The sequence below is a fragment of the Sphingobacterium sp. lm-10 genome, assembly GCF_023554555.1.
Taxonomy (GTDB): Bacteria; Bacteroidota; Bacteroidia; order Sphingobacteriales; family Sphingobacteriaceae; genus Sphingobacterium.
Genome location: NZ_JAMJWC010000001.1, coordinates 227,470 through 241,794, shown reverse-complemented (window position 1 = coordinate 241,794; position 14,325 = coordinate 227,470). Strand labels below are relative to the sequence as shown.

The window sequence follows — 14,325 nt, the reverse complement described above, 5'->3', positions numbered from 1 at the left end:
ATTCACTTTTAACAGAATATTATTCTTAATATATAGCCATATATAGAATATATGTGTTTTAAAAATTAATACACAAGGGATATTTTATTTCTTTAAATGTTAATTCGAAACATGAAAATTAACGTATTACGACATAAAATACCAAACAATAATTAAATGAAAAACGTGTAATAAGGCGCGCTTTTACATCAGGTATTCTTGTCGTATTTTACGACGGTAAGTGGTAAGCAGATGGGGAAATCAGACTAGTGTCTGTTGGAATTTTTTTTAAAAATTTGAGATTAGCGTTGGTAAACTAACCTTACTTCCGATTGTGAAATATCTCCTCCGAATGGTGGATTTTGCTTTCGGATACGAACAGATATATACTGCAAAGAAGCATATCGTTCTAGCAAACGATTCAAAATATCTTCGGCAGCAGACTCGAGCAGCTCACGCTTTGGCGCCATCACTTCCGACATTACTTGATACAGCTCTTCGTAGTTAATTGTATTTTCTAGGCGCTCTGCATTTGGGTTTACAAAGGGAAATGATACAGACACATCCACATAGAATTCATTCCCCAATAACTGTTCTTCAGGATAAAACCCTATGGGAGAAAAAAAACGTGCGTCTTTGATTGCTACTTCTTGCGTAATGGTTGCCATGAATCAGTAGATATGTGTATCTAAAGATACTAATAAACATAGAAATCCCTAATTCATGGCCACCATTCCAAATCTTACTTCAGCAAATTGACTTCATAGAGGTCTTTACGGCGATCCTTTAAAATCTTTACCGTTCCGTATTCATGTAAGTCGCGCAAAGCATATAGATCGACATCAGCAATGAGTACCATCTCCGTATTTGGTGTAGCCTCTGCTTTTATCGCATTATTGGGAAAGGCAAAATCAGATGGTGTAAATACGGCAGATTGAGAATACTGAATATCCATATTATTTACGCGAGGCAAGTTACCTACAGAACCCGCAATAGCGACATAACATTCGTTCTCGATAGCACGTGCCTGTGCACAAGCGCGTACGCGCATATAACCATTTTGCGTATCCGTCATGAAGGGCACAAATAGAATTTGCAGGCCTTGATCAGCCAAAATACGCCCCAACTCTGGAAATTCTACGTCGTAACAGATCAATAACCCCACCTTACCGCAATCCGTATCAAAAACTTTCACTTCGTTACCGCCTACCATACCATAGTATTTGGATTCATTCGGCGTGATGTGTATCTTTTTATAGGTATCCAACTGCCCATTACGATGACAAAGGAACGTTGCATTATAAAGCTTCCCGCGCTCCATCATCGGCATAGATCCAGCGATGATATTCACATTATACGACACTGCAAATTCCTGAATCTTTGCGACAGTCTCTTTGGTGAGCTCCGCCAGTTTTTCCATTGCCATGCGCTCCGGCATATCGTTGTACGGACTCATCAATGGTGTATTGAAAAATTCTGGAAATAACGCAAAATCCGAACCGTAGTCACTTACCGCATCCACAAAAAACTCGACCTGATCATAAAATTCATTCACATCTTTGAAAAGGCGCATCTGCCACTGCACCAAACCTAAGCGAATAGTCTGCTTGGAAGCGGAGTTAGATTTCGCATCGGGTTCGTAATAGATATTATTCCACTCCAACAATGTGGCAAATTGCATCGATTCTGCATCTTCCGGCAGATAATGTTTAAGAATTTTCTTAACGTGAAAATCATTAGAAAGCTGAAACGTTAGGGTCGGATCGTAGATCTCCTTACGTTTTACACGTTCAATATACATGCGCGGACTCATGGTAGCAGCATAGGTGTGGTAATTAGGAATACGACCTCCAGCCACAATGCTTTTCAGATTCATTTGCTCACACAATTCTTTCCGAGCATCATATAACCTGCGCCCAAGACGCAGTGAACGGTATTCAGAATGTACAAAAACTTCAATCCCGTATAACGTATCTCCTTCTCCATCGTGTTTCGAAAATTTACCATCATCTATGATCTCATAATATTTTTCATATACGTTGGTTTTTTTCGTATTGATGATGATGGACAGTGCACAAGCTACGACCTTTTTGTCTACTTCCACACAGATCTGTCCTTCAGGAAACATATCGATTAGGTCATTAATATGGGCGCGGGTCCACACGTCTCCAGCATGGCCATCATAAGCTTCAATCATAGACTCGCTAAGGTCTTTATAGTCCTTCCTCGTCAGGGTTCTTAAATTAATATCCATTATGTAATCTGTATTGCAATGTAGTAACAGGGCATATTATAGATTGTTTGCCACTGGCCAGGCGTAAACAATTAGAAAATGAATAGGCCCTGTGATGGGCCTATTCATAAGTTTATGACAAGATCAGGCTTGTCCTGTAGGCCCACCAAAATTCAAAGGAATGGGTACATCGCGGGAATCGATCTTGCCATTTTGCGCTTCAAAACGGTTGACATTATCTTGCAACGCAGACAACAGTCGCTTCGCATGCTCAGGCGTTAATATGATCCTAGACTTCACCTTCGCTTTAGGCATCCCAGGCATAATACGCACGAAATCTACGACAAATTCAGTATTCGAATGCGTGATAATAGCCAGATTTGAGTAGATGCCTTCCGATACTTCTTCCGTAAGTTCAATATTGATTTCCTGTCCGTCTGGATTAGGATTATTTTGATTATTACTCATAGTTCTTGAAAAGATATGATGTGCTGCGTAAAGTTATTTAGTAAATGAACGAAAATCCTGATCCGGCTGAATCGCCAGTACCATTTCATAGATCAACCGGATGACATTATCTACGTCTTCCTTGTGAATCATCTCGACTGTCGTGTGCATATAGCGCAACGGTAAAGAGATCAATGCCGAAGGCACACCGCCATTGGAGTAGGCAAATGCATCTGTATCCGTACCCGTCATGCGAGAAGATGCCTGTCTTTGAAATGGAATATTGTGCTGCTTTGCCACCTCAATCAACATCTTATTGAGGTTGATTTGTACGGCTGGTGCGTAAGATACGACCGGTCCCTTGCCACAGGCCAATTCTCCTTGTGTGATTTTATTAATCATCGGCGTAGTGGTGTCGTGGGTTACATCGGTCACGATAGCGAGATTAGGCTTGATGTAGTTCGCAATCATCTCGGCTCCCTTCAAACCAATTTCTTCTTGCACGGAATTCACGATGTACAAGCCAAATGGCAAAGTTTTGTTATTTTCCTTAAGCAAACGCGCTACTTCGGCAATCATCAGGCCACCCGCACGATTATCTAAGGCACGGCCTACGTAATAACGATCATTGAGAACCATAAATTCGTCTTCGTATGTGACAACGCTGCCGACGTGAATTCCTAATTCTTCTACTTCTTCTTTAGCCGTACAGCCGCAGTCCAAAAATATATTTTTCAGACTAGGCGAGTCCTCTTTCTCACCCGAACGGGTGTGTATGGCTGGCCAACCAAATACAGCTTTGACAATGCCGTTGTCCGTATGAATGTTTACCCGCTTTGAAGGTGCAATCTGATGATCAGATCCTCCATTACGAATCACGTAAATCAGTCCGTCCGAGGTGATGTAATTAACGAACCAGGAAATCTCATCGGCATGTGCTTCGATCACTACTTTGTACGGTGCATCTGGATTAATAATTCCGACTGCGGTACCGTAGTTGTCGATGTACGTATCATCTACGTATGGAGCCAGATAATCCAGCCACAGGCGTTGTCCTTGCCATTCAAAACCAGTGGGCGATGGATTGTTTATATAGCTTTCGAAAAAGGTCAATGATTGCTTATTGACCACTTTTATGTGTTTATTGTCTTTGGAATTCTTTTTACTCATAATACTTAATTTGTGCTATGCAAAATAAGTATTTCAAACAGATATGACAAAAACTAACCGACTAAAGCTTATCTTTATGGCATAATTTATTAGCATGACAACTACTCTGGCTCACATAGTTTGGGATATCGAACCTGAAATATTTAGTATAGGATCCTTCGGTTTAAGGTATTATTCTTTGTGTTGGCTTCTGGCTTTTGCGGCTTCGTATTTTTTCATGTACAAAGTCTTCATGCGTGAAGGGAAATCCCAAGAGTTACTGGACAAACTGACCATCTACATTTTCGTTGGTACGCTATTGGGAGCGCGAATTGGACATTGTTTATTTTATGACTTCGCTTATTATAAAGACCATATTTTAGAGATTTTCATTCCTTTTCAAAAAATTAATGGAGAGTGGCAGATGACTGGCTTTACTGGACTTGCCAGCCACGGTGGTGCCATTGGCATATTAATCGCCTTGTGGTTATTCGCCAAAAACACGAAGATGAACTTCATCTGGATCACCGACCGCTTAGTGCTGGTAGTGCCTATTGCATGCTTCTTTATTCGTTTAGGCAACTTCTTCAATTCCGAAATCATTGGACATCCTACGGATATGCCTTGGGCCATCATCTTCCAACAGGTGGATAGCGTACCTAGGCATCCGGCTCAGCTGTATGAAGCGATTGCTTATCTGATCTCTTTCGGTATCATGTGGATGATGTATCAAAAAAATCAACATCCAACTCCTGGCAAATTATTCGGAACACTACTTATTCTTTTATTTGGATCCCGACTGGTACTCGAATATTTCAAAATCGATCAGGTCGCCTTCGAGCAAGGCATGCTGTTAAACATGGGACAGATCCTAAGTATCCCATTTATCCTGGTAGGGCTCTACTTATTACTGCGAAAAACCACACCGGTAACGCGCTAAATATAGAAGCCCTTCCCACTATCACGAAGGGCTTTTTCTTTTACCTTTTTTCAAGACACGTATTTATATATGCAATTTAATTCTCTTTCCAAACCTAGGCGTTTTGCCATCTTGCTCATTTTAGGTCTACTTTCCGCCATCGGTCCTTTTTCTATAGATATGTATTTGCCCGCTTTTGATACCATAGCGCTGGATTTCGATACTTCCATAGAAAAAGTGCAACTTTCGCTAACGGCATTTTTTGTTGGGATTGCGATAGGTCAGATCATATATGGACCTTTGTTGGATAAATTCGGTCGCAAAAAGCCATTGTTCGTTGGTTTGGGCATTTATATATTGGCTTCCATTATGTGTGCTTATACCGAAGATGCAGACCACCTGATTGTATTCCGCTTTTTACAAGCTTTAGGAAGCTGCTCCGGCATGGTCGCTTCGAGAGCCATGGTGCGAGATTATTTTGATCCTAGAGAAGGCGCCAAGGTATTCAGCATGCTCATGCTCGTGATAGGAATTTCTCCAATTATTGCGCCGAGTGTTGGTGCATTTGTGCTAGCGCATTTTGATTGGCACATTATCTTTTTAATTCTGACCGCTTTGGCGACTTTGATTTTGCTCGCGGTTATTTTTATTCTACCTGAATCCTACAAAGGCAACCGCCAGATGTCTCTTTACCCGAAAGATATATTAAATGGCTACTGGTCCGTTTTTAAAACCCCTGTATTTCTGTTGTACGCGATGGTGGGTGGATTCGCGGCGAGCGGATTGTATGCGTACCTATCGGGATCTCCCTTCGTTTTACAAACACTACATGGCCTGAGTGAGTCGCAATACGGCATTGCCTTCGCGATGGTGGCGTCTTGTTTGATTGTGGCTACACAATTTAACAGGGTATTACTCAACAAATTCACTAGTGAAGAAATATCTAAAAAGGCGAGCTATTTCCAGGCAGCCTCCGGCGTGCTTCTGGTCGTATTTGCACTGACAGGGATACTCAATCTGGTTAGTCTTTTAGCATTAATCTGTTTGTTTCTGTGCGCACAGGGATTTATTTTCCCCAACACATCTGCTATGGCCTTGGCACCTTTTGATCGCTTAGCCGGTAGTGCTTCTGCCCTATTAGGTTGTATACAGATGGCTTTAGGGGCAGCTGCTTCTGCTATGGTGAGCCACTTTCATAATGGCACCCAATTACCGATGGTCGGTGTTATGTGTTTTGGTGCAATGACCAGCTTTTTGATCTATCTGTTTTTGCCGAAATTCAACAAACGCAGAGCAAGAGTTTAATGTTGTAGGAATTACAACATTAAACTTAAAATTCCCAAACGGTAACTATTTAGGCCAAAACCCAAAATCACGCCTTTGCAATGTGCTGAAAGAAAAGAGTGCTGTCTGAACTCTTCCCGCTGATGCACATTGGAAATGTGTACCTCAATCACAGGAGTAGTTACGGCTGCAATCGCATCTGCAATCGCAACAGAGGTATGTGTGTAAGCGCCCGCATTAAGGACGATACCGTCCCATTCAAATCCTACCCTATGTATTTCATCGATGATGGCACCTTCGCCATTAGCCTGAAAATAGGTAAGATCCACATCGGGAAACTCTTCTTTTAGTTCATTGAAGAAGGATATAAAATCCTGATCTCCATAAATACTCTTTTCCCGTACTCCTAAAAGGTTGAGGTTGGGACCGTTTATTAATGCTATTTTCTTCATGAATAATAATGTCGATTTTTTTGGGTAGCAAGCGCTTAAGTAAGCTTATATATCTCCATAAAATGGTCGGAAGGTGGACCGCAAGCCGACCGATATCACTCCGGTACGTACAGATGGCCGATCAGCAATATTTTGTTGCCGATGGGTATAACCTACTTCAAAGCGCAGATTGTACGTAGGATTGAGTACATAAGAAGCGCGCATATCTGCAAAATAAAGGTCGTTACGAATACCTTGTCCGATGCTATTCCCATACCAATTTGGATAGTTTTCGTATGACTCGAAAATATCTCCTCCGTAGCTTGTACCATCGCCCGGGTCGGTACCATATAAGCTATACATGCCCTGCAGCGCAAAATGAAATCTTTTCCAAGAATAGTTAGCAATACCCACCACTTCACGAAAATTAGCTCCGCGTGGATGTGCCAAAGGCTCGGCATTGTTACTGTAATTAGAAATCGAGACAAAATGCTGATAGGTGTACGGGCGAGCCAAATTATATTCTGCCAACAAACTGAGATTGCGCACACCAAACATATGATATCCTCTGGCACCCAACTGCGCTGCCCACTTATTATGGATATACCCGTTTCCGGCAAAAAACTCACTCCCTGTAAATTCACCTAGTAAAAACTGGCTATATAAAGTGATGTTCTGCCAGGTTTTATACTTCGCATTCAAACCCAAAAACATCTTGTCTGGGGAAGAAGAATTATTAGATTCGATCGGGCGAAGGAAGTTAACCGGAATAGCATAGTTGAAATCAAATCCTCGATATCCGGCCTGATTTCGATTGGCCCATATGACTGCCTGAAAAAAACCGACAGACAATCGATTCGAAACATTGTAATCTAAATACTGGAAAGCACCCCATTTCTTACCATCTCCAAATTGCGCACCGCTATTCAAAGAGTCAATCCTTGCCGTGCGCGGATCATTCATGTACGCCCAAACAGAGGTGTATCGAACATTGCCAATGGTACCCGTAAGGCGAAGCTGCGCGTAATTGGAAGAAAAATCGGACAATAATACGGAACGGTAACCATCTCCAATATGGTTACGATCGTAACCTACCGATGCCTGAAAATAATCACCAAAAGCGTACGTTGCATTGGCTGTCGCAAAAAGCCAAGCTTTTCTATCTCCATTCCTGTGTCGGACTACGCCCTGCCCTGGCACCACTTCATTCGTATTAATATAATCTGTTAAGTAATTAGGGAACACGGCACGATTATCAATCAGGTTTCCATAAAATACAAATTTATCTTTGATATTCAAGCCCGCTTGTATCCCTTTAGAGCCCAACCAGACATTTTGCCTATCGGATGCGCGTAAATCTGATCCAATCATCAAATCCGGAATGAAATCGGCGTAGAAACGATAGTCTTCTCCTTGAGCTTCCACTAAATGCTCATTGAATAGCTTTCTGGCAAACCAATTGGCGGAGGTACTACGATGCAGATTAGTAATAGAATCGTGTGCCGCGAACAATCGATTTTTCAGCAATAGGGGTTTTACGGTGGTAAACTCACGGCTATATGGCCCATAGAGCACTTCTCCATATTGCTGATATAAGGAATAGGAATAAGGCAAGTAATCTATCTGCGCCCGAGCTGGAAGAGCTAGCCCTAAACACCCTAGCGCAAGGATCAAACCATGAGAAATCTTCATAACCACGAAATTAGACAAAATTTTTAATGCAGAACGCAATTTTTGTACCGAAATAGCTACTCATCCTATTGATATGATCTATATCAGGATATGATCAAAGGAAGAGCTAGGCTAAAACGTTTTTATTAATGCTATTTTGTATAAAATATGTATATTGGAGCTCACAATAATAAACTAAAACACCTATAATACACAATAGCATGAAGCGTAGAACCTTTATTCAGAATTCTGCTCTTTTGAGCGCAGGCATGTTGGCAAGCAAGTTTTCACTTGCCTCCGACGGATTATCCTCCTCCTATCCGGTAGTCAGAGTTGCTGAGAAAGACAGGCACTTTAAAAGCAAAGTGATCGAAAATATTATTAAAGAATTCCAAGGCAAAGTAGCCGATAAGGAATTGGGTTGGTTGTTTCACAACTGCTTTCCAAACACCCTCGATACCACCATATACGATGAGTCAACGGCGACACAGAAGCTGACTTATGTGATTACAGGTGATATCGATGCGATGTGGCTACGCGACAGTAGTGCGCAAGTGTGGCCGTATTTGCCTTTTATGAAAAAGGATAAAAGCCTGCAAAACCTGATTGTCGGATTGATCAACAAACAGGCGAAATGTATTAATATCGATCCGTATGCCAATGCTTTCTACAACGATCCAACTAAAGAAGGCGAATGGTTTTCAGATCACACGGAGATGAAGCCAGGTATACATGAGCGTAAGTGGGAAATTGATTCTCTATGTTATCCGGTTCGTCTAGCACACGCTTATTGGGAAGAGACGAAAGATACGTCTCCTTTCGATGCGGAATGGGTACAAGCACAAGAAAACATCTACAAGACTTTCGTGGAACAACAGCGTAAAGAAAGTTTGGGTCCATATAACTTTATGCGTACCACACCTCGAGGTACGGATACACTACAAGTTGATGGATGGGGATATCCGGTGAAGCCAGTGGGTCTAATCTGTTCCAGCTTCCGCCCTTCGGATGATTGTACGATGTTGCCCTTCTTAATTCCATCTAATTTGTTTGCCATTGTAAGTTTGAGACAGTCTGCTGAGATCTTGAAAAAAGTGAAAAATAACACGGACCTAGCGCAGAAAATGGAAGCGTTGGCCAATGAAGTGGAAGAAGCGGTTAATAAATATGGCATTATTGACCATCCTACTCACGGACGCGTATATGCGTTTGAAGTCGATGGTTATGGTAGCTACATGATGATGGATGATGCCAACGTTCCAAGCTTATTGTCTTTGCCGTACTTAGGTGCTATTGATAAAAATGATGAAGTGTATCAGCGAACTCGCAAATTTATTCTATCAGAAGAGAATCCTTTCTTCTTCAAAGGTACCGCTGCGGAGGGAATTGGTGGTCCACATATTGGTCGTGATATGATCTGGCCAATGGCAATCATCATGCGCGCTATGACATCTTCGGACGATGCGGAAATCAGAACATGTATCCAAACCTTGAAAAAAACACATGGTGACACCGGATTTATGCATGAGGCCTTTCACAAAGATGATCCTAAAAACTTCACACGCCATTGGTTTGCCTGGACAAACACCTTGTTTGGAGAATTACTTTGGAAAACATACCAAGAAAAACCAAGCTTGCTAGTGTAATCAAAAGCTGTGTAAAGTAATAAGCATGCATCCATAACATGTAAAATTTTACTCTACACATTTTTTTAAGTTTACAGAAGAGCCACCCTTGAAAGGTGGCTCTTCTTTTTTAAGGAAGACAGTGCTTTAAAGAAAAAAGTCCTGACATGTATAAAACACGTCAGGACTTTACCTCATTTTTATAATTCGTTGTGTTGTATCTATCTTCTACGAAGAGGATATCTGGATTACAACTTACGTTTTACTTCTACTTGTTCGTAAGCTTCTACAATATCACCTTGTTGAATATCGTTAAAGCGATCGATGTTAAGTCCACATTCGTATCCGAACGTTACTTCTTTCACATCGTCTTTGAAACGCTTCAAGGAAGCTAGCTTACCCGTATGGATTACGACTCCTTCACGAATCACGCGGATATCATTGTTTCTATTGATCTTACCTTCCAAGACCATACATCCGGCAATGGTACCCACTTTAGAGATTTTGAAGGTTTCGCGAATTTCCACGTTAGCCACAATCTTCTCTTCGAATTTCGGCGCCAACATACCTTCCATCGCAGATTTAATCTCGTCGATCGCATCGTAGATGATAGAGTACAATCTAATATCGATTTGCTCTTGCTCCGCCAATTTACGTGATCCTTGTGTAGGACGTACTTGGAAACCAATGATGATCGCATCAGATGCAGACGCTAATAATACGTCTGACTCAGAAATAGCACCCACCGACTTGTGAATGATATTCACTTGAATCTCGTCGGTAGACAACTTCAATAGGGAGTCAGATAATGCCTCAATAGAACCATCCACATCACCTTTCACGATTAAGTTAAGCTCCTTGAAGTTACCAATCGCTAAACGACGACCGATCTCATCCAACGTAATGTGCTTAGTAGCACGCATTCCTTGCTCGCGTTGTAATTGTAGACGCTTGTTGGCAACCTGTCTGGCTTCTGGCTCGCTTTCCATGGCGTAGAATTTATCTCCCGCCGTAGGCGCTCCACCCATACCCAAAATCTGTACTGGAGTAGCTGGTCCCGCTTCTTTTACGCGCTCGCCACGTTCATTGGTTAGGGCTTTCACCTTACCAGAATGTGAACCCGCTAAGATCGCATCTCCAACACGTAAAGTACCACCTTGTATCAATACAGTAGTAACGATACCACGTCCTTTATCCAAAGCGGCTTCGATTACAGAACCGACAGCACGTTTCTTAGGATCGGCTTTCAGATCTAATAATTCCGCTTCTAATAATACTTTTTCCAGTAACAACTCTACGTTGTCACCTGTTTTTGCCGAGATTTCCTGAGCCTGGTATTTACCACCCCATTCTTCGACAAGAATATTCATAGCGGAAAGTTGCTCACGGATACGATCCGGATTCGATCCCGCTTTATCGACTTTCGTAAAAGCAAACACAATAGGCACACCTGCCGCTTGCGCGTGGTTAATCGCCTCTTTGGTTTGCGGCATCACGGCATCGTCTGCTGCAATAACGATAATAACAATATCGGTAACCTTCGCACCACGTGCACGCATCGCGGTAAAGGCTTCGTGACCTGGTGTATCTAAAAATGTTATGCGACGACCGTCTTCTAGTTTTACGGCATAAGCACCAATGTGCTGCGTAATACCTCCGGCTTCACCACCCGTTACATTTGCCTTCCGGATATAATCCAATAAAGATGTCTTACCGTGATCCACGTGACCCATTACGGTAACAATCGGCGCTCTGGATACTAGATTTGCCTCAGTGTCGGCCTGTTCCAGGTCACTGGTTTCCTCATCCTCTGGCTTAATAAATTCTATTTCATAGCCAAACTCATCCGCCACGATAGTTAAGGTTTCCGCATCCAGTCTTTGGTTGATCGACACGAACATACCTAAGCTCATACAAGTGGAGATTACCTGCGTAACCGAAACATCCATCAAGTTGGCCAGCTCATTTGCAGTTACAAACTCCGTAACACGAAGTATTCTCGATTGTGCTTCCTGCTCCATTGCTGCCTCTTCGGCAGATAATGCCACATCATCTCTCTTCTGACGACGTAATTTAGCACGTTGAGCAAATTTACCAGACTTACCGGCACCACTCAAGCGCGCTAATGTCGCTTTGATTTGATCCTGGATATCTTTTTCAGTAGGCTCCTCTTTTGGCGTTTGCGGCCCTGTTCCTCTACCACGGTTATCATGGCGACCTCTGTTGCCCGGATGGTTACGATCTCCCGGACGGCCAGGTCCACCACCTGTTCTATTACGATCATTCGGACCGCCTCCAGGACGATTTTGTTGATCGCCTGTAGCACCCGGAGTTGTTTGACCTGGTCTAGTATTATTATTAGGTGTACTTGTACGTTTGCGTTTGCGTCTGCTGTCGTTGTTTGCGGCATCAGATGAAGAAGCAACCGGTTTATTCGATTTAAACACGGGAAGATCGATTTTACCGATGACCTTAGGTCCCGATAAAGTGGTTGATCTACCACGAATGACATCATTACTAGCATCCGGAGCTTTGACAGGAGGTTTGGTCTCGTCTTTCTTCTCCGCCGGCTGTTCTTTCATAACTTCAGGCTGTTTTTCTTCGGTTTTTTTTGCTTCAGTTGCTTCCACTGGTTTTTCAACCGGCTTTTGTTCTGCTTGCGGCTCGCGCGGTGTTTCTTGTTTCGGAGCTTCTGGTTGAGGTTTTGCCACGACTACAGGCTCCTCTTTCTTCACCTCTTCTACTACTGGAGGAGTGACGACAGGCTCAGCCTTCGGCTCCACTTTCACGGGCTGCTCCGCTTTTGGCGTCGGTTTACCTTTCTTAAGGCTGTCCAAATCAATTTTACCAACTACTTTCAGTGGGCTCTTTCCTTCTTCTTTAGGCTGTTCTTGCTGTTGTTCAATTACGGGCTCCACAGGTGCCTGCTTTGCGGCTGGCTCCTGGTCGGCTTCCGCTTTATTTTCGCGGTCATCAGTAGCGTCGACAGTAGTTTCAGACTGATTGGCAACAGGAGTTTCATCACGGCGAATCTTTCCGATTACGATTTGTTTTGCTTCGTCTTTTACTATTTTATCTCCCTGAAACTCTTTCAAAAGAACTGCATACATATCTGGACCCAGCTTCGTGCTAGGTTTTGACTCTACGTCAAACCCTTTCTTCACCAAGAAGTCCACGGCTGTACCGATCCCAATATTTAGTTCTTTTGCTGCTTTCAGCAAATTAATGCTCTTACCTTCTGTCATCTAACTTATACTCGCTATAAAATATGATACTACAAAAATATATTTTTTTTACACCTATTTAACATTTTAATGAAAAATAGTCTTGCCGTGCTTGCTGAGTGTATTATTCGAATTCTGCTTGCAGAATGCGTACAATCTCCTGGATAGTATCTTCCTCCAGGTCGGTACGGCGTACTAACTCTTCCTGAGACAGTGACAATACTGATTTCGCGGTATCTAAACCAACGCGTTTTAATTCGTCGATGATCCAGCTATCAATTTCGTCAGAGAATTCTTCGATATCGACATCCTCATCAACCTCATCATTCTCTCTATATACATCGATCTCGTATCCTGTCAGTTTGCCCGCCAATTTAATGTTGTGACCACCACGACCGATTGCTAGGGATACTTGATCTGGTTTCAGGTATACTGCTGCCGTAGAATCTTCATCGCTCAACTTAATAGAGCTAATACGCGCAGGGCTTAATGCACGTGTGATGTAAAGTGAACTGTTGGTGGTAAAATTAATTACGTCAATATTCTCGTTACGCAATTCGCGAACGATACCATGAATACGTGAACCTTTCATACCAACACAAGCTCCTACCGGATCAATACGATCATCGTAAGACTCTACCGCTACTTTGGCACGCTCTCCTGGTTCACGAACAATTTTTTTGATGGTAATTAAGCCATCAAAAATCTCTGGTACTTCCAGTTCGAATAGGCGTTGCAAAAATTCTGGTGCTGTACGAGATATGATGATTTTTGGATTATTATTCATCATATCTACTTTGTGCACTACCGCACGGATATTATCTCCTTTTTTGAAGTAATCCGCAGGGATTTGCTCAGTTTTCGGCATGATTAGTTCATTGCCATCCTCATCCAACACCAAGATTTCTTTTTTCCAGATCTGGTATACCTCACCGATTACCAACTCGCCTTCACGGTCTTTGTATTTTTTGAATACCTCATCTTTCTCTAGTTCTAATACTTTAGAAACTAAAGTCTGACGAGCTGCCAAAATTGCTCTACGACCGAAACTTTCCAGCGTAATCTGCTCAATATAATCATCCCCTACCTCTAAATCAGGATCATAAGTATGGGCTTCTTTCAATTCGATCTCCAGATCATCATCTTCAGAAAAGCCATCCTCCATCACGGTGCGGGTACGCCAGATCTCCAAATCCCCATTATCAGGGTTAACGATGACATCGACATTTTCGTCAGTGCCAAAGCGTTTACGAATCATACTGCGGAATACCTCTTCCAATACGGTGATGACCGTCGGACGATCAATATTCTTGAAATCTTTAAACTCCTGAAACGAGTCAATTAAATTAATATCGCTGCTCAT

Annotated in this window: 11 protein-coding genes; 3 read left to right on the top strand and 8 right to left on the bottom strand. The window is 42.4% G+C overall.

Annotation, left to right across the window (positions count from 1 at the left end):
- Nucleotides 1-281: 281 nt before the first annotated feature.
- The 4 genes from folB to M8998_RS00985 form a co-directional block, all read right to left on the bottom strand.
- Nucleotides 282-647, bottom strand: a complete 366-nt coding sequence (folB, locus tag M8998_RS01000; RefSeq protein WP_249990115.1) for a dihydroneopterin aldolase — start codon at nucleotides 645-647, stop codon at nucleotides 282-284.
- A gap of 74 nt (nucleotides 648-721) precedes the next feature.
- Nucleotides 722-2,233: a carbon-nitrogen hydrolase family protein gene (locus tag M8998_RS00995; protein ID WP_249990114.1), complete on the bottom strand. Its 1,512-nt coding sequence runs from the start codon at nucleotides 2,231-2,233 to the stop codon at nucleotides 722-724.
- A gap of 123 nt (nucleotides 2,234-2,356) precedes the next feature.
- A complete protein-coding gene (locus M8998_RS00990) occupies nucleotides 2,357-2,680 on the bottom strand; it encodes a DUF3467 domain-containing protein (protein WP_249990113.1) in 324 nt (107 codons plus the stop codon).
- Nucleotides 2,681-2,713: 33 nt separating this feature from the next.
- The gene (locus M8998_RS00985; RefSeq protein ID WP_249990112.1) at nucleotides 2,714-3,829 is read right to left on the bottom strand and encodes a M42 family metallopeptidase; all 1,116 of its coding nucleotides are present in this window, start codon (nucleotides 3,827-3,829) and stop codon (nucleotides 2,714-2,716) included.
- A 94-nt stretch (nucleotides 3,830-3,923) separates the two neighbouring features.
- On the opposite strand from M8998_RS00985, the gene lgt reads away from it, so the two are divergent.
- Nucleotides 3,924-4,748 (top strand): prolipoprotein diacylglyceryl transferase, encoded by an 825-nt coding sequence (gene lgt, locus M8998_RS00980; protein ID WP_249990111.1) that lies wholly within the window; start codon nucleotides 3,924-3,926, stop codon nucleotides 4,746-4,748.
- 69 nt (nucleotides 4,749-4,817) lie between these two features.
- On the top strand, nucleotides 4,818-6,032 hold the full coding sequence (locus M8998_RS00975) for a multidrug effflux MFS transporter (RefSeq protein WP_249990110.1): 1,215 nt from the start codon (nucleotides 4,818-4,820) through the stop codon (nucleotides 6,030-6,032).
- 11 nt (nucleotides 6,033-6,043) lie between these two features.
- On the opposite strand, the gene aroQ is transcribed toward M8998_RS00975, so the two are convergent.
- Nucleotides 6,044-6,463: a type II 3-dehydroquinate dehydratase gene (aroQ, locus tag M8998_RS00970; RefSeq protein WP_249990109.1), complete on the bottom strand. Its 420-nt coding sequence runs from the start codon at nucleotides 6,461-6,463 to the stop codon at nucleotides 6,044-6,046.
- Nucleotides 6,464-6,508: 45 nt separating this feature from the next.
- Entirely contained in the window at nucleotides 6,509-8,134 is a 1,626-nt protein-coding gene (locus M8998_RS00965; RefSeq protein WP_249990108.1) for a gliding motility protein RemB, read from the bottom strand.
- A gap of 200 nt (nucleotides 8,135-8,334) precedes the next feature.
- Here M8998_RS00965 and M8998_RS00960 point away from each other — a divergent pair, with 200 nt between their 5' ends.
- On the top strand, nucleotides 8,335-9,759 hold the full coding sequence (locus M8998_RS00960; protein ID WP_249990107.1) for a glycoside hydrolase family 125 protein: 1,425 nt from the start codon (nucleotides 8,335-8,337) through the stop codon (nucleotides 9,757-9,759).
- A 227-nt stretch (nucleotides 9,760-9,986) separates the two neighbouring features.
- On the opposite strand, the gene infB is transcribed toward M8998_RS00960, so the two are convergent.
- Nucleotides 9,987-12,983: a translation initiation factor IF-2 gene (gene infB, locus M8998_RS00955; protein ID WP_249990106.1), complete on the bottom strand. Its 2,997-nt coding sequence runs from the start codon at nucleotides 12,981-12,983 to the stop codon at nucleotides 9,987-9,989.
- A gap of 103 nt (nucleotides 12,984-13,086) precedes the next feature.
- A complete protein-coding gene (gene nusA, locus M8998_RS00950; RefSeq protein ID WP_249990105.1) occupies nucleotides 13,087-14,325 on the bottom strand; it encodes a transcription termination factor NusA in 1,239 nt (412 codons plus the stop codon).